The organism is Flavobacterium azooxidireducens, from assembly GCF_023195775.1.
Classification (GTDB): Bacteria; Bacteroidota; Bacteroidia; order Flavobacteriales; family Flavobacteriaceae; genus Flavobacterium; species Flavobacterium azooxidireducens.
In genome coordinates this window covers 1,812,050-1,831,426 of record NZ_CP096205.1, presented here as the reverse complement: position 1 = coordinate 1,831,426, position 19,377 = coordinate 1,812,050, and the positions used below count along the sequence as shown (strand labels likewise).

Genomic DNA, 19,377 nt, shown 5'->3' with positions numbered 1-19,377 from the left:
AATGCATAATTAGTAAAAATAAAAAAACCCTCTTCAAAAGAAAAGGGCTTGACTATTATTTTTAAAAAGTTGGTTAGAAAATTACTTTCTTGGTAACTGCATTTCCGTTTTTATCAAAAATTTGAACTAACAAAATTTGATTAGCAAGGTTAAGGTTTGTGAAACTTGTTGTATTTGAATTAATATTTTGCTTAGCTGTAATTAATCTTCCTCGCATATCATAAATATTCACTCTATCTAAAACCAGATTGGTTGAAGCTAAAATTTCTATGTTTGAATGATTTTTTACTACTGCAACATCTTGCAATAAAATTGGCGTTACACCTAATGTTTCATTTGTAAAGCGAAGCACAAAGCGACCATCAAATGTTCCTTGCTCTGTAAAGAATGAATAAGGTGAATTTTTTAGGTTGTGAATGGTGTTATTCAATTTATCTTCTAAATAAACATTTTGAGTGGTAAACAAGCCATCAAAAGCTGCCAGTTGTATTGAAAATTCTCCTTGAATAGGCGAATTGTATCCAATAGGATGTATATCTGCAACATCAAATGGCAATGCACGTCCTTGAATGGTTAATTTTTTATCGTTTAGAAGCGAATAAAAACTAACCGGATTTCCAACTTCAGAAAGTTCTCCATCGTATTTATAATCAAAATCATTAGTAGCACCTTGAATGTATCCCAACAACAATTGTTTGAAAGCTCCTTGATTATTGGAAAGTTCAATCCAAAGTCTATTTTTTTCAATTGCATTTGAAGATTTTTGCGAATTGTTCATTCTAAAAAATTGGTTATTGCTTCCTAACAATCGCATATAATTTTTAAATGTTGCAGTTCCGGTTCCAATACATTTCATAAAGAAACCTTGTCCGGCAGCTATTGTTCCGTTTGGAATATTGCCGTTTATTCCGGGGTTGGTGGCAGACTGTGTTCCAACTCCACCCGTGTAATTATAGACCGCATAATCGTTGGAGGTGTATTGATTATTGGTAATTGGTGTATTGTGTGTCCAGAAATAAATTGTTCCTCCTACCACTCCTGCGTTAGATGGCTCATCCATAAAATCATCGGCACTAATGGCACTTGGGTAGGGGTTTCCGAGAAGGTTTCTGTCATTCAAACCATTTACAACGATAGAAACAGGAACATCTCCGTTGTGTGTAACTCCAACAAACTGACCATTATAAACGTTTGGTGTTGATGTATTAAAAGGAGCAATTCCAGGACCACGGATAATGTAGCCAACACCTTCTACAAAAGTGGAAGCGGTTGAAATGTTTGCCCAATTATAAATTGCTGTGTTCCACAAATAAAATCGATTGGCTGGAGTGTTTGGTGAAAAAGCACTAAATATTTGATTAGCTACCGGAGAAGACCAATAGGTATAATCTAAGGATAGCATTGGTGTAGAATTTCTTCGGTAAGTGATTGAACCCGTATTCACCACATCATTAATTTGAATTAAACTGGCGTTGTTTTCAAATATAAAATTGGTAGTTGCAGGCGGACCTGTTACATTAATTTGGTTATTTACGATAAAATTGTGATTAGTTAAAACAGTTATTATCCCCGATTGCACTTCAATAGAACAAGCTTCAAGATCACCGGAAGAAGTGTAATTTCCGGTAAAAATTACTCTTTTTGATGAATTGGGTAAACCGTTACTCCAAGTTGTTCCGTTCCAAATCGTAGTAGGAAATTCTACGGCAACCCCATTGGAGTAAACTGTAGCACATACTCCATTTTGTAATACAACTCTAAAATAACGAATATTGGAAAAAACACCCATTTCTAGAGGTGTCAAACTAGTGGCAGTTGAAGCAATTGGTGTTAGATTTACTGTAAAGGCAGAATCATCGGCATATTCCCAACGAACAATTGGCCCTGAACTACCTGTTAATTCTAAGTTTGCTAAAGAGGATCCTGCACACAAGACCTGATTTCCGGTTAATATTCCGGCTATTGGTTGGGCATCAAAGGTTAGTGTTACATTGGACTGAGATTCGCATCCGTCTACCGTAGTAACAATTGCGTTATAGGTTCTGGTTTGTGTTGGTTGGCTGTAAACAACGGCCAATTGAGTACCTGCAACATAAGGAACAGTAGCTGCGGCATCGGTAAATAAATCATCTACAGGGGACCAAGCAACAGCTGTTGCAACAATTCCCGATACACGAACATTATCAATTGCCCAACCATAATCCCAAGTTGCTTCAAAAAGAAATCTCAGTTTAACAAAGCTATTTCCAACATAAGGCGTGAGGTCTATTGTTCTATTTACAAAATTGGAGGCAGTACCTTGTATTCCGATATAAGCACCAATTTGAGTCCAAGTAGTTCCACTATCTGTAGAAATTTCAACATGTGCTTTGTTTCCTGCAATCCATCGTAGGTAATGCCAAAAACTTAATTCGGCTGTAGAATAGCCATCTAAGCTAAACGAAGGAGATTCTAAAATTGTTCTGGTTAAATTAGAGCTAGGAGAACCTTGAGCATCGGAATTAGCCATATAAAATTGAGAGGCATCATTACTGCTTGCATTAAAATTCCAATAAGCACTAGCATAAGTATAAATACTATTACGCAATGTCCAATTTGCGTTTGCCACGTTACCTCCAACAGAATTATTGATTACAGTCCAACCGCTTGGTCCTTCAAAATTTTCATTCACAATATTAACTGCTGCGGAAGCACCAAATGTTGCCGATAAGGGTTGAATTGTTCCTTCACAAACTGTACTGTCTCCCGGAACAATGGTGATTGTTGGTGGAGAGGGATTTACAGTAACCATAAAAGTAGCTGTAGCTGTGCATAACGCTCCGGAAGTTTGCGAAGCAGTTAAGGTATATAATGTTGGTTCTGTTGGATTAAAAGTAAATCCGGCAACCACATTTCCTGACACGCCGGTGTTAGGCGACCATGTAAATGTATTAAATGAAGCTGCTCCAGAAACTGTAATTGTTGGTGTGCTTAGTCCGCTGCAAATAATTGCTGAACCTGAACTCAAGCTTAATACGGGCGGTGTAGTTACGGTGGCGATAATTGGAGAAAATGGAGAATAACAAGAGGTTGTAAATCGCCAATTATAAAAAAAGTTATAAAATGAATTGTCAAAATTATTACCATTAATAGTAGCTACTGAGGAAGTATAAGGATAAGACACATTTTCGATGTTTCCAATTAAACCCGAAGTGGGAACAGTAGAAAGACTTACTGTATAATTTCCCGGTATAAAATCAAAGTTAATTGGAATAGTTTGAGGTGTGCTACCTCCTACCACAGTAGTTGTGAATGGAACTGAAATTACAGGTACATTTAGAGAATTTCGTATAACTATTAAGCCATTCTGCCCAGAAGAAAGTGGAAAAATATCAACCCCTAGCAATTCGGTTTCATTTGTAACGGTAATAAAAACACCCGAAGGTGCTGTTAAAGCAGTTTTGGCACCTGCAATTGAATTAGGTGAACGCGGTCCTACTGATGCATTTCCTCCGGCAGCCTTTGCTTGAGCATAAAAAGTTGTGGTGGTAGCTAATGGAGGTGTCGTAAAAGTTGATCCTGTAAAAAGTAAATTACCGCCACTTGGGGCATCATACCATTCTGTTACCGACCCTGCGTTGGGAACTGCTACTAAACTTACCGTTCCGGTTCCACAACGGTTAGCAGGAGTTATTGTTGTAAATGTAGGAGGGATACATTCGGTGCTAAATGAAAATAATTGCGACCAAATACTAGTGTCTCCCGGACCACAATTTCCCCGAATCCAAATATAATATGAGGTGGAAGAAGTCAATCCTGTTAAAGGAATAGAAGTAGAACCAAATGGCACAGAACCTGTTGGTGCCGTTGCTCCTGTTGGTGGTGTTTCCACTGTTGAAAGGTAATAGTGATATCCATTTGCGGGTTCAACTGTTGGAGGATCAAAATCAATTGTTGCAGAATTATTGCTAACCGCAGAAATTGTTAAATTTTCGGGTTCAAAACAAGTAGGTGCAATGGTAACACTAATATCATCTAAGACCAAATAACTTTGATTTGCAGGACTGTAACCTTGAAAACCTAAATAATAAATATCATTAGAAACAGGTGTAAAATCAACAAAGGCTGATTGATATATTGTGTTTGTAATGCTTGGCAAATCTAAAATAGTCAAACTCATTTGTGCAGGTGACTGACCCGATCCTAAACGCACTCTTAATCGTTCTACTAACCCCCCGGAATTGGTAGAGTTATATCTAAAAAATAAACGATAAGAAACCCCCGCATCCAATTTTAAACCCGGAAGAAAGAACCAATCATCCATTGCAACGGTATTGTTTTTATTTAGATACAAGGCTCGTGGTGATGAAGCAGGATTAATAGTTTGCACTCTCCATGACATACCGTCGGCATTATCATCAACTGTGACAGAACAACCTGGAATTGTGTTTACTGTAGTGGTATCAAAATTTTGTGTGTAAGGAATAAAATAATATCCGCACGATAAAACCACCAGACTAGAGACACTGTTTATACTACACCCTAAACCTACTGCACGTACTCTAAACCAATAATTCGTTAGAGGAGGCAAATCGGTCACAACAAATGTGGTTGCTCCACCGGTTAAAACACCTGAGTATGCAGGTAGAATTTGTGTAAAGGTATTATTAGTAGACACATCCACTTGATAATCGGTAGCACCTACAACAGGATTAAAATTAACTGTAAAGCCATTTCCCGTATTGTTGGTTGTTGGGGCAAGTGTTGGTGCAGGAATACAAGTTGTTTGTGAACCTGTAATCATATTTCCTAAATTATAAAGCGGGCCACCTAAACAATCGCCATTATAAGGAATTACCCAATAATAATAGGTTGTGTTATTTGCTAAGCCTGTTTGATTAAATGTTGTAGCATTTGATGTACTAACTACAGTATAATCGCCCCCGATAACATTGTTAACAGCCCAATAAGTCCCATTTGGTATTTGAGAGGCAGTTGGAGGCGTGTTTACAGTACTCCTCAAAACTAAATAACGTGTTAGTGGAGATGCTACGGGAGTAAAACTATTTCCGGCAAATGAATTAATAGTTATTGAAGAACCTCCAATAACTAATCCCGAAGGAGTTCCGGTTGGAACAGTGCACGGAGAAGGTCTTTCGTATTTATAAAGTAAACCGTTATCCGGAAATTCTACTGTACTCAATCGCATAGTTTGAGTATTGGCTGTGCCTTTTACACTTCTTAAAAACCAAGAACTATTAATGTTTGCACCGGCCTGAGAACGATTGTTTACATTAGGTAATATAGCGTTATTAGGTCCTCTTAATCCAACTTGAGCAGTTGTAAAAGCTGTATCATCCGGAAAACAAAAACCATAATGTAGTCTTATTTCATTAGAAGTCTCATAAAGTCTAATTTGAAAATTTAAAACCCCTGTATTCGATTTTCTTTCTGCGTTTTTCCATTGTACTATAAAAACACGGTTTGGAGCTGTACCGATTGTAGTGTAAGTAATTGCATTTGTTGTAGAAATTAAATCCGCACCCATAGCACTGATTGCTCCATTATAAGCAGTTCCTGCACTTATTGGGATATACGTTGTTGCGATTGGCTGCGTTGTTCCAAAAGTGATAAAACCATTTGGACTAATATAACAAGTTGTATGTGAACCATTGTCATATTCAAATGTAAATCCGATGTTTGCCAAAACTGCTGCACCAGCTGTATGATTATCCCAAGGAGCTGCGTAAGCCTCGTTTCCGCCAACTATTTCAGTATAAGCACTTAACTCTTCACTAAAAAAATAAGCACTTACTTGAGCATTTATTTTATTTTGAAAAAGAATAAACAACCCAACTGTCAGAAGAAGTTTTAGGTTTTTTGAACAATTACCAAACATGTGTGCTATATTTTTGAATTTGAGTTGAAATTTCATGACTTAAAAGGTTATAAATCAAAAAATTTTACGCTAAATTACTGCAAATGAGCATATAGCTAACTTTTTTTAATTTAATTTTAAATTTATTCGATATAAAAACATTTTTAACGATGAAATACGTATTTTCTAATGTTAATCGTGTTTTTTCTTACAATAATATGTTAAATATAAATCCGTTAAGTAATTATAATCATAACCAATAAATCCAACAATAATTAGAGAAAACTAAAACATAAAACACTCATAAATAAACGTATATAAAAAAGTAATTGTAGAAATAAACCTGATAAATATTCTAATATGCTGTTAGAAAGCATCTTTGATTTTAAAACAAAATTTAGTCTTCTTTATTTATCATTGAAGTAAATTAGGACTACAAGTAGATTTATACTCAAATAAATTGTTTTTGCATAACTTAAAACATATTTAAAGCGATTAAATTATAAACTATTTAAACTTAATCGCTTTTATATGTTGTTAAATCATTTAAGTTAACCTCCGATTTCTCGGAGGCTTCTCTTTATAAAACTCAGCAACTCAGTTGCTCAGTATCTTAGTTTCTAAAAACTTACTGTTTCACCACTCTCACAGTTCTCGTTTCTTCACCTTGTGTTACAATCATATTGTAAACTCCCGATGGATAACGATCTCCAAATTGATAGTTAGCAACTTCGCTTGCATTTACTTCGTTTACTTCTAAAAGTCGTCCTGCCATGTCATACACAGTCAAGCTCACTTTTTCAGTGCTGGAAGTTCTTACATCAACAGCAAAACTGTTTGCAAATGGGTTTGGATAAGCCACTGCTTTGAATTCTGTTGACATGTCTTTGATTGTTTCTTCTGCTTTAACAATAGGATTTGATCGTATTGCTGCTCCACCTGGCACTAAAATATTACAATCTTTTCCGGCATAGAAATAACCGTAAATCTCAGCTTCTACTGTCACTGAATATTGACCACCCGGCGTTAAAGCCTGCAATGCATTAAAGGTACTCAACCTAAAGAATCGTGCTGATGTAGTGTATACTTGGTTATAGCTAACACCATCACTTAACGTGAAACGATATTGTGTTGCTCCCGTTAATGGTGTAGCATAAATTGGTGTGTTTAGTGCGGCTGGTGCAATACCTTGCTCTCCTCCACAACCATCTATTGCTGCCTCTGGGGCCTCTGGTGTATATACAGAGCATACTGCTCCGTAATTAGACCAACCCTCTATTCCATTTACATTTGCTTTTACTCGAACACGAACTTGATATTCCGAAGCATAAACATACTGAATTCCGCTTAACAAGGTTAATTTGAAATTGTTTACCGAGCGTTCGATTGTAGTTGTTTCAACAGCTACTCCGCCTTCCATACGACTTACTTCAAATTCATATCCTGTGGACGAAACTACTGTAGTAGCATAGATAGTAGATTGTAATGATGGTAAAACTTGACCACAAACTGTACTCACTGCGGTAGTTGGAATTGCCGGAGTAAGTATAGTACAAGCTGTTCCATAGTCTTGCCATTCGTTATTAATTCTAACCATTGCACGGATGGAATAAGCAGTATTGAAACCTGCCATATCTGTTTCATTGATACGAATCATCGCAATTGTTTTTTCTACTTCTCTAACTGCCGTTGTAGATAAATTGGTTATCTCGTAACGGTAACCGGTTACAGTTGCTCCTACAGGCAATCCTGTTGGTGTATCTGCCAAGATAGAAGAATTAACAAATTGCAATGTGGTTCCATTGAAATAGGGGCGGATTTGTGTTAAAACTACTGGACAACCATCATTCAACTGGCCATTACAATTTTGTAGAATACCATCGTAGCAAATTTCTGTTGCTCCCGGATAAATGGTGTTATTGGTATCATCACAATCTAAATTATTAGTAACATAACCAACAGGTTGTCCGGTACAATTTGAAATTGAACTTGCAGCATTCCCAAATCCATCACCATCAAGATCAGCATAATAAGTTACAGCATTCAAAAGTGTTATGGTAGCTCCATTGGCACTACCTGCGTCATTAGTAACTGTCACTAACCCAGAAACTCCTTGAGGAACAGTGACTACTAATTGCGTATTAGTTTGTGAATCAATAGAAACCGGAGTTCCACCTACTGTTACTGTAGTCACATGAATTAAATTATTTCCTGAAATTGTTACCGAACCGGATCCATTATCACAAATAGCTGTTGGGGCAGTATTTGAGACCGATGGAGGAATCATAGTAACGGTTCCATAAAACGCAAAATTATTTATGCTAAATTCTCCATTATCATCGTCAGCATTATATCCAAATAATCTAAAAGTAATAGTGCTTTGAATATTTTGATATGTACCTGAAGATAAATCTATCGAACGATTATGAGAATTTGTACTACCCGTAGAATAATTTGACCCTATTGAGCTTCCATAATTTGATAAACTAGACCTAAAAGAAAAATTTTCTGGAGCATCATTATTTCTTCTCTGACCTTGATAATCAAAACTTTCAAAATTTAATTGATAACCTACTGATGGAGTGATAGAAAACTCAAAATAACGATTTAACGTACTATTTTCGGACCAATCTTCTGCACTGTAAGCTCCATTTCGAGATTTGTAAGATAAACCTGGACCTCGTCCAATACCAGAAGCTGTTGCATTTGCATCCACAACCTGATTTGTTGTAAACGGATTTGCTGAGTTGTTATCGGTTGTTATGTCATTTAGGAAAATAACGCTCGGTACTTCATAATTAATTGTTACATCATCAATACCAAAACCATGATCACTACCACTATGATCTATATCTCTCCAACGAAGCATAATATAATCACCATTAGCTAAAGATAAACCCGGAATAGAAATATTTGTTCTAGTTACTCGATTGCCTGGACTATTACCATCACGGGAACCAGATGGGCCACCATTAAGTGGTCCGTTAGCGTCCAAAGCAGAAACTGATGTCCAACCAAAATCTGAATTTTCATTTAAATCTGAAAATGAAGATGAGCTTGTTCTGTATCTAAAAGTTATACCTTGTGTAGCACTTTCTCCTTTTCTCCATTGCTCCAAGGTATAAGTGACTGTAATTGAAGTAATCGTAACACCCGATGTATTTCTTAACAAAAGCCCAATAGCTGCATCGTCTGTACTTCCGCTATTAACAATACCTAACGCTCGGTCAGAGTTAGTCCCTGTACCGTAACTATAAAAACGTCCGGTACTACTTTCACCATTATTGGCAGCATAGACGTTTGGACTGGCATTACCGTCTTCTCTTTCAATATACCAAGATGGAATAGTACTGTTATTGAAAAAACTGTTGTTTGTACCGCTTGTCGCAAGCGTGTTAAAATTCTGAGAATAGCTCCCAGTCGCATTCATGTTTACCTGACCAATAGAAAGGACAGGTAAAAAAACAAAGGCTAAAATTGTTAGTAGCCCAAAAAAACGTAAATGTTTAGTTTCCATATATAAATGTATTTAGTTGAATACAATCTTGGAAACGTTCTGAAATTCATCTGGTTAACAATGAAAAAAGGGTGTGTTGAATTTTGGAATATCAAATTTAGTTAACATCATTACTCCAGCATAAAAAACTCGACAAGTTGATAATATTTCCGATTAAATACCTGTTTTTCAACACATTCATAATGATTATTCAAAATTAATGCATTTATCTATATTAAAAATACCTATAAATGGGGATTTTATAAAAAAAACCTCCGATTTCTCGGAGGCTTCTCTTTATAAAAACTCAGCAACTCAGTTGCTCAGTATCTTAGTTTTTAGAAACTTATTGTTTCACCACTCTCACAGTTCTCGTTTCTTCACCTTGTGTTACAATCATATTGTAAACTCCAGATGGATAACGATCTCCAAATTGGTAGTTAGCAACTTCGCTTGCATTTACTTCTTTTACTTCTAAAAGTCTTCCTGCCATGTCATACACAGTCAAGCTCACTTTTTCAGTGTTGGAAGTTCTTACATCAACAGCAAAACTGTTTGCAAATGGGTTTGGATAAGCCACTGCTTTGAAATCAGTTGGTATGTCTTTGATTGTTTCTTCTGCTTTAACAATAGGATTTGATCGTATTGCTGCTCCACCTGGCACTAAAATATTACAATCTTTTCCGGCATAGAAATAACCGTAAATCTCAGCTTCTACTGTCACTGAATATTGACCACCCGGCGTTAAAGTCTGCAATGCATTAAAGGTACTCAACCTAAAGAATCGTGCTGATGTAGTGTATACTTGGTTATAGCTAACACCATCACTTAACGTGAAACGATATTGTGTTGCTCCCGTTAATGGTGTAGCATAAATTGGTGTGTTTAGTGCGGCTGGTGCAATACCTTGCTCTCCTCCACAACCATCTATTGCTGCCTCTGGGGCCTCTGGTGTATATACAGAGCATACTGCTCCGTAATTAGACCAACCCTCTATTCCATTTACATTTGCTTTTACTCGAACACGAACTTGATATTCCGAAGCATAAACATACTGAATTCCGCTTAACAAGGTTAATTTGAAATTGTTTACCGAGCGTTCGATTGTAGTTGTTTCAACAGCTACTCCGCCTTCCATACGACTTACTTCAAATTCATATCCTGTGGATGAAACTACTGTAGTAGCATAGATAGTAGATTGTAATGATGGTAAAACTTGACCACAAACTGTACTCACTGCGGTAGTTGGAATTGCTGGAGTAAGTATAGTACAAGCTATTCCATAGTCTTGCCATTCGTTATTAATTCTAACCATTACACGGATGGAATAAGCAGTATTGAAACCTGCAATATCCGTTTCATTGATACGAATCATCGCAATTGTTTTTTCTACTTCTCTAACTGCCGTTGTAGATAAATTGGTTATCTCATAACGGTAACCGGTTATAGTTGCTCCGTTTGGTAAACCTGTAGGAGTATTAGCTAAAATAGAAGAATTAACAAATTGCAATGTGGTTCCACAGAAATAAGGACGAATTTGGGTTAGAACAACCGGACATCCGTCATTTAAATCACCGTTACAGTTTTGAAGGATACCATCGTAACAGATTTCTGTGGCTCCTGGGTAAATAGTGTTAGCGTTGTCATTACAATCGCCACCTACTGCTACATAGCCATCAGGTTGAGCTGAAGCAACGGTAGTTACAGCATCATTACCATAAGTATCACCATCTAAATCTTGATACCATGTACGGCTAACAATTAATGTGTAATCTTCAGTTTGACCATATTCAAAACCTAAACATGGATTATTAATATCCGTAGTGCCAAATAATTTTTTAACTCTCATACGAGTTGAGCCTGCTGAAGCATTCGCTGGAACCACAATGTTTGAAACTGCTTGAACAGCATCCAGTCCAGTAGACGAGTAAATTGAACCAGCATTATAGGTTTCACCGGCATCATCAAAATCACCGTCCTGATTCCAGTCAACAAATACTCTAAAATTATTATTAAAAGGACCATCTGTATTACCTTTTAAAGTCATTGAATAAGATTGTCCAGCTGTAACATTTCCTGTCACTGCAATAAAATTTTCAAGTGAAGCAGAACCATTAACTACATTACTTGAAGTATTATTAATTCCTGCAAAATTCACTAAAGTAATTGGCTCTATAGCGTCAGAATAATTAACTCCCGAACAATATGGCACAAAAGGATCTATTTCAGTTGTAAAACTAAACTCTCCACATCCTACTGCATCACCACCAATACCACTGGTAGGAACAATTTGCCAATAGAACGTTGTTTCAAACCCTGATATAATAACATTTGTAGTCAAGCCTGTTACTGTTGTAACCAAAGACAAACTTCCAGAGGTTGTCCCGGCATACAATTTATATCCCGTAGGAGTTGGGCCAGAAGTTGGTGCTGCCCAGGTAAGCGTTAAACTACCAACCGGCACATTCGTAGCTCCATTAACAGGAGAAATCAATGTAGCACATTGTGTTGGGTTTGGATTAACAGTTAAAACACCACTAATACTTGAAGTTCCATTCCATTCGTTAAACTCATAACCGCCATAAACAAAAGGACCGCCATTTAATCTAAAACGAGATGCATAACGATACGTTCCAATTGGAAGTGTACTTCCGATAGTAGCTTGGTATTCGTCATTATTGTTTCCGTCTGTTTCAACATTAAAAGTAGCCGGCACCCAAGTTGTCCATGTGTTTGGGTTAGAAGAAGCATCAGCACCTATCGGGCTAATACCAATCCAAGCTTCAATACCTGGTGCTTGACCCGAAGTTGTATTTGTTAAACCTCCTTCATACACACGTGCATAAACAGTTGCAGATTCTCCTAATAATATAGTAGCAGAGCCTGGGAACTGAAGATTTACATAATCTGGAGTATCGGTTGGCATAGGGTTTACCTGAACAGTAAAATCTAAAGTTACACCATAAGAATCACTATAACAAGGATTTGGCGGAACTTGACCAGAGTCTGCTGTACCAATTCTCATTCTGTGAGCTCCTAAAGTAGCACTCATAGGTATAGTGAAAGTTGCGTTTAATGTAGTAGGATTAGCAGATAAGGAAACTCCTGTATAAACTAACTCTCCTGCATCGGCAAAAGAACCATTATCATTAAAATCAATCCAAATATTAGTATCATATGTAAATCCGGTGGCAAACGTTATTTGAGTATTTAATGTTGCACCTTGATTAACTGAAACTACAGTAGCAGTATTATTTTGGTATGTTACATCAGGAATACTAACAGTTGTAGTGCCTAATACCACTTGAGTGATACCCAATGCATCGTTGCTAGTTGGCACAGAAGCACAATAGTTTAAATCTGATCCTGTTGTAAAAGACTGTTCAACACAACCAACCGCATCACCATTATTATTTTTAGGAACTATTTTCCAATAGTATGTGGTATTGGCTGCCATAACAGCCGGAGTATAACTTAAAGCAGTAACGTTAGCTACTAAACTTGGGTTAGAAGATGTTCCAAAATAGACATCATAACTCGTTGGGCCTCCTGTGGCGGCAGACCAAGATATTGACGAATTTCTAATCACATTTGTTGCTAAATCTCCTGGTATTAAAGCAGTAGCACAATTAGGTGGAAGAACGGGAATAGTACTAACTACAACATTATCAATAAACAAATCATTGTCCACATTACTAATCGTGCTTTCTCCATAAAATCCAATTCTAACTGTTCCTGTATAAGAAGCAAGGCTTATAATAACATGTGTTCCTAAACCGTTTGGAATAGGAGTTGCACTTGTCCACTGTTGTAAAATATTAGCATTTGACCATGTTACGCCATTATCAGTAGAAATCACAACTGCAAATTTATCATCAACACCTAATGTTGCTGGTGTAGTTGCCCCAAATGCAGTTAAAGCTAAATCAAATTCTAACTGATATTCTCCTCCAGTTCCTAGGTTGTAACTTGGTGAAATTAACCAATCTCTTCTAGAAGTTCCAAAAATATTAATTCTAGCCGCATTGTTAACTGGAGAAGTAACATTTGCATAATCATCCAAAATCCATGCTGTAGAACTTGTCAATGTAGTTGAAGCCCCTAAAAGACCATTATTTCTTGACCAACAATTAGATGGAGGCACAGCAGAAGCAAAAGGCTCAACTGTAGTTGGAGCATCAAAAGCGGCACAAGCTGTTGTAAAAGAAGTAGACGAAGAATTTAAACTATATCCTCCTAATGGGCATACTTGTCTAACATAAACTTGGTATGTAGTTGAAGGCAATAATCCAGACAAGGCATATGGTGAAGTTGCAACACTAGAAGCTATTGTTCCTCCTGCACCAGCTGTTGCTCCGGTTCCGGGTGTAAATCCTGAAAGCCCATACTCTACAATATAATTTCCAGAACCAGTCCAAGTAATGTTTGCAGAATTTTGTGTAATTGTATTTGAGCCTAAAGAAGTTCCTGTAGCACAAAGTGTATTTTGTGATCCACTTAATGCTGTGGCACTATAAAAAGGTTCCCCCGTACACAAATCATTGTATGAAAAAATATAGTAATAATATTGTGTACCTGATGTTAATCCACTATCCGAAAAAGTCGTTGCATTGCTAGCTAATCTAACATTGGTGCCTGCCCCTAAAGTGGTTGATCCAACTGTATAAACAGTTCCATTTGAAGGTGTTGGTGCTATTGCACTTGTACTTCTTACCACTAAATATTTACTTGGAGCGGGAGAAGCTGCAGTAAATGAACCATTTAGAGAAGTGGTAGTAACGGCACTAAATGATAATCCTGTTGGCAATGCACTTGGAGTAACGCATGGACTTAAAACTAAAGGTGTCCAAGTAAACGTTAGACCTGCCGATGGAAACGCCGCAATTGATGTAGAAGTAAATCTTACGTTATGAGCATTACTAGTTGCGGCAGCTGTATCATTCCAGGCAGGTGAAGAATCTGGCACTGAAGTTGTCAACCTTCTAGCATTGTAATCAGAGTTTGTTGTGCCTCTTAATCCAACTTGCGGAACTAGGGCTATACTTGCATTGACAGAAGCAGAACCATCATATACATTTGAAATTGATCTAGTTAAAGTATTTAATCTAATTTGAAAACTTACACTTTCATTTGTAAAAGGTGTTGAATTATATCTTTTAAATTCTTTCCACTGAAAAATAATTTCATCACCAATCTGTTGCCATCTCAATTCAGAAGTAGCTGATGCAGAAACTAAATCAGTTCCTAATGCAGCTATTATTCCACTAGAAGTTGTTGAGTTACTGATGGGTATGTAGCCGTGAGTGTTTGCATTCCCCATAATAAGATAACCATTTGGACTAAAACCAACGGTAGTTATTGTGGTTCCATTGTAATTAAAAGACGTTGGTAAAATAACACTTAAAATAGTGTCATCAAGACCTGCTCCAGAAGCCGCAAGTGTCCCTCCTGTAATTGGCGTATACGTTCCCGAACTTTGAGAAAAAGTGTACGTAGACACTTGGGCCATCGCCCCTTGACCCATCAAAAATGATAGCATCAAAGCCAATGACGATAGCCATGTTAACGAAAGAAAATTGGAGGAAAATGAAGAATCTCGTTCACTTTGCTCCAACTTCTTACGATTGAACTGCGACCCCAATCGCGTGTTCAAAAAAATGTAGTTTGAATTCATAAATAGTTAATAATATTAAATTAATACATAAAGTTAAGATGATTCTTATCGACAATGTTAACCAAAAGTTATCAAATCGTTTAAATTCTTAAATCATCGGTGAAATGCACTTAAATTTAACAATAGCTAGTAAATCGAATCTCATTTTATTATATAACAAAAAAACTCCTCAAAAAATGAGGAGTTTTCATTAAACTATTAAGATGTGCTTACTGTTTCACCACTCTCACAGTTCTCGTTTCTTCACCTTGTGTTACAATCATATTGTAAACTCCCGATGGATAACGATCTCCAAATTGATAGTTAGCAACTTCGCTTGCATTTACTTCGTTTACTTCTAAAAGTCGTCCTGCCATGTCATACACAGTCAAGCTCACTTTTTCAGTGCTGGAAGTTCTTACATCAACAGCAAAACTGTTTGCAAATGGGTTTGGATAAGCCACTGCTTTGAATTCTGTTGACATGTCTTTGATTGTTTCTTCTGCTTTAACAATAGGATTTGATCGTATTGCTGCTCCACCTGGCACTAAAATATTACAATCTTTTCCGGCATAGAAATAACCGTAAATCTCAGCTTCTACTGTCACTGAATATTGACCACCCGGCGTTAAAGTCTGCAATGCATTAAAGGTACTCAACCTAAAGAATCGTGCTGATGTAGTGTATACTTGGTTATAGCTAACACCATCACTTAACGTGAAACGATATTGTGTTGCTCCCGTTAATGGTGTAGCATAAATTGGTGTGTTTAGTGCGGCTGGTGCAATACCTTGCTCTCCTCCACAACCATCTATTGCTGCCTCTGGGGCCTCTGGTGTATATACAGAGCATACTGCTCCGTAATTAGACCAACCCTCTATTCCATTTACATTTGCTTTTACTCGAACACGAACTTGATATTCCGAAGCATAAACATACTGAATTCCGCTTAACAAGGTTAATTTGAAATTGTTTACCGAGCGTTCGATTGTAGTTGTTTCAACAGCTACTCCGCCTTCCATACGACTTACTTCAAATTCATATCCTGTGGACGAAACTACTGTAGTAGCATAGATAGTAGATTGTAATGATGGTAAAACTTGACCACAAACTGTACTCACTGCGGTAGTTGGAATTGCCGGAGTAAGTATAGTACAAGCTGTTCCATAGTCTTGCCATTCGTTATTAATTCTAACCATTGCACGGATGGAATAAGCAGTATTGAAACCTGCCATATCTGTTTCATTGATACGAATCATCGCAATTGTTTTTTCTACTTCTCTAACTGCCGTTGTAGATAAATTGGTTATCTCATAACGGTAACCGGTTACAGTTGCTCCTACAGGCAATCCTGTTGGTGTATCTGCCAAGATAGAAGAATTAACAAATTGCAATGTGGTTCCACAGAAATAAGGACGAATTTGGGTTAGAACTGGTGCCAAAGTTGTTACAGAAATTTCATTTGAATTTTCAGAAGTAGAAACTGCATCAACCGCACGAACCACATAAGAATATGTTGTTAAAGTTGATAATCCCGAAACATTTAAAGAAGTTTCAGGAGCAGCAACCGTAAATGGCGAACCAAATACAGGCACATTTTCAAGTATCGTATCGGTAGAACGAATACTAATATCATCAATTGTCACAGCTTCGTATGATCGCAAACTGATTCTAATTGTAGATTGTGTTGCTGTAAAAGTCCTTTCATATTTTGTCCAAGTACTGGCAGCCGGAAGCTTTGCAGGCGTTCCGCCTTCAATATAGTTAGTTCCGGAAGTTCCTTGGATAGAAAAGTTTTTTAAACCGTTTGTACCTGAAGCTGAATAATTGTTATACCAAAATGAAAACACGTATGTTTTTCCAACTTCTACAGTTACGTCTTGTTGAATTATTGATGTATCTGTACCAGTTCTTGCAACAGCATAATTACCTGAATGAGGATTTGTTGTAGTTACAAAATAATTACCTGAACCAGTGGCCGAAGAATAACCACTTGTATCTCCGTTTTCATAACCTCCGTTAATCACTAATTCCGGACTTAAAGAAGAAACCTCTGTGTAAACATCAACTTGATAACTTGTTGCACCTTCTACTTCTTCCCAATTAGCTGTAAAAGCTCTATAACTAACAGTAGTAGCTGCTGTAGCAACAGGAGCATCAATAATTGGATTAACACCTGTTCCGCTTACAGAAACAATTTGAGTTGTTGCTCCGTTTGAAGATATTTCGATATCACCACCGGTAGCTCCTGAAAAAGAAGGTTGAAAACGAACGTAAACTGTTATTGGTTGACCGTTAATACTTCCTCCTGTTTGCCCTAAATTTAAAAAGGAAGAAAAATCAACATCATTCGTACTCAATACAAAATCGTCTGGTGCTACTAGTAGAACATTCGAAGTTAAAAAAGAACCTGAAAGAGTGAAAGTTTGACTTGCTGAATTTTCTTCTACAATAACATTACCAAAATCTAATGATTCTTGAGAAACAATTAATTCAGGATCCGGAAGCGACTGAACTTCACCGGCAACATTGATTTCTAAATCAAAATCATAACCTTCTACATAAATTATATCAGTATAATTTCCGACAGGCAATTCGCTAACTAAACGTACATAAACAGTTGTGGCACTTCCATCGTAATTTGATAATGTAATTCCACCTTCTGCAAAATCAAACCATGTTGAGTTGTTTAGTGATATTTCAAAATTATCTCCCGGTAATACTACAACTTCTTGACTTCCGTCCAGATTCAATCCATTTAATTCAAAAGTACCTGAGTTTGATGGGCCAGAGCCAACAACATAAGTTAATCCCGAAACAGACGTTGGTGTTGCTGTAAGAATTGGTGATGTTACAAAATCACAGAAAAATGAAGCCGAAGCTGAATTTCTAGGAGTTGGAGTACCAACAGTAAAATCTGCAGAATTGACATCTGTATCATCACATCCATTATTATTTCTAAGTGCAGCAGTAGAGTTAGAAAGTACTCCGGTTGCAGCAGATCCTTCAAAGCAATTTGCACTTCCAAATCCTACAAAATCAATAATACTTGCATCAGCCGGACAAGTTCCGGTTAAAGGAGTTGTGCTATTTACTAAAGCAACTTTTCCATTAGTTCCACTCATGTTTATCGTACCGATATGATCAGCGGTTGGCAAATCACTACCCGTTGCACCTCCTGCTAATTGAACTAAAAAATAACCTCCCGGTTGAACACTTTTGTTTGGTAAATCTACATTGTTTGTCCATGCTATACCAGTACTAGAAGCATACTGAATAGACCATCCGTTTAGACTTACTGCAGAAGCAGTAGGATTATAAATCTCCACAAAATCATTTTTATAGGGAGCTCCTGAATTTCCACCACCACCATAAACTTGACTAATAACTAAGTGGTTTAATGGTCCGGCTGGTTCTGTAACTATTCCTGAAACTGAAACCTCTTCATCTAAATCATAACCTGACACATATACAATTCCATTATAACTATTCACACTCAAACCAGCAGCTAATCGAACATAAATAGTTGTGTTAGCTCCGTTATATCCGGATAAAACTACCTCATCACTAAAAGTTGAATTGTTGGTAGAAATTTCAAAACCTATATCTGCTAAAAGGGTTACATCTTCTGAACCATCTAAATTAGTTCCGCTTACTACAAATGATTCTGCCTCTGAAGGACCTTCACCAACAACATACGTTAAATCTGAAACAGTAATTGGAGCAACAGAAAGGGTTGGTTCTGAAACAACAACTTGTTTTTTATATAATTTTAATTTTACTTGAGCTGACGTGTAACAAGCAAATCGTGGATTTGAATTATTCCATTGCAATTGTCTAGCCGGCGTAGCAACATTGCTTAATGTCCACAATCCTGATGCAACACTAAACGTCCATTTTTCGTTATTTGTCGGTGTATTATTAAAAAAACCTGCATGATTTGCAGTCCCTGTTCCCGCATTACCCCATGACACATATCCAACAGATGGGTTGTAAATTGTAATTTGATTTGACTCTACAGAAATGGCAAATACATTATTGTTTGTAAAACCCGTAGTAATTGTACTTCCCGGATTGGTTACAGCAGTGAAGTTAATAATTGGTCCACTACTAGTTGTGTTAAGCATAATTCCATCACTAGCCGAGCCATCGCCCACTATGAGATACTCACCACTTGTTAATGACTCAAGACTCGTAATCTGTTCAAAAGTCTGACCCCAACCCATAGTTACCACGAAAAGTAACAGCAAGAAAAAGGGTTTAAAAGTAATTTTTGTTTTCATCATGTAAATAGTTTTAATTTTTGACATAACAAAATTACTTAGAAAGCTCTAGAAAACCATAAAATTAGGTTACCAATTCGTTAAGTTC

At 36.9% G+C, this 19,377-nt stretch carries 4 protein-coding genes; all 4 read right to left on the bottom strand.

Annotated elements, in window-relative coordinates; genetic code table 11:
• Positions 1-73 precede the first annotated feature (73 nt).
• The 4 genes from M0M57_RS08005 to M0M57_RS07990 all read right to left on the bottom strand — a co-directional run bounded on the left by M0M57_RS08005 (position 74) and on the right by M0M57_RS07990 (position 19,292).
• Complete coding sequence (locus M0M57_RS08005; RefSeq protein ID WP_248436656.1) at positions 74-5,914, bottom strand: fibronectin type III domain-containing protein; 5,841 nt, start codon at positions 5,912-5,914, stop codon at positions 74-76.
• 571 nt (positions 5,915-6,485) lie between these two features.
• Positions 6,486-9,374: a T9SS type A sorting domain-containing protein gene (locus tag M0M57_RS08000; protein WP_248436655.1), complete on the bottom strand. Its 2,889-nt coding sequence runs from the start codon at positions 9,372-9,374 to the stop codon at positions 6,486-6,488.
• A gap of 325 nt (positions 9,375-9,699) precedes the next feature.
• A complete protein-coding gene (locus tag M0M57_RS07995) occupies positions 9,700-15,027 on the bottom strand; it encodes a GEVED domain-containing protein (RefSeq protein ID WP_248436654.1) in 5,328 nt (1,775 codons plus the stop codon).
• A gap of 209 nt (positions 15,028-15,236) precedes the next feature.
• A complete protein-coding gene (locus tag M0M57_RS07990; RefSeq protein ID WP_248436653.1) occupies positions 15,237-19,292 on the bottom strand; it encodes a lamin tail domain-containing protein in 4,056 nt (1,351 codons plus the stop codon).
• Positions 19,293-19,377: the final 85 nt, after the last annotated feature.

Excerpts from the sequence above, each read along its gene's own strand:
- M0M57_RS08005 (WP_248436656.1), bottom strand. The coding sequence starts at position 5,914 with ATGAAATTTCAACTCAAATTCAAAAATATAGCACACATGTTTGGTAAT.
- M0M57_RS08000 (WP_248436655.1), bottom strand. The coding sequence starts at position 9,374 with ATGGAAACTAAACATTTACGTTTTTTTGGGCTACTAACAATTTTAGCC.
- M0M57_RS07995 (WP_248436654.1), bottom strand. The coding sequence starts at position 15,027 with ATGAATTCAAACTACATTTTTTTGAACACGCGATTGGGGTCGCAGTTC.
- M0M57_RS07990 (WP_248436653.1), bottom strand. The coding sequence starts at position 19,292 with ATGATGAAAACAAAAATTACTTTTAAACCCTTTTTCTTGCTGTTACTT.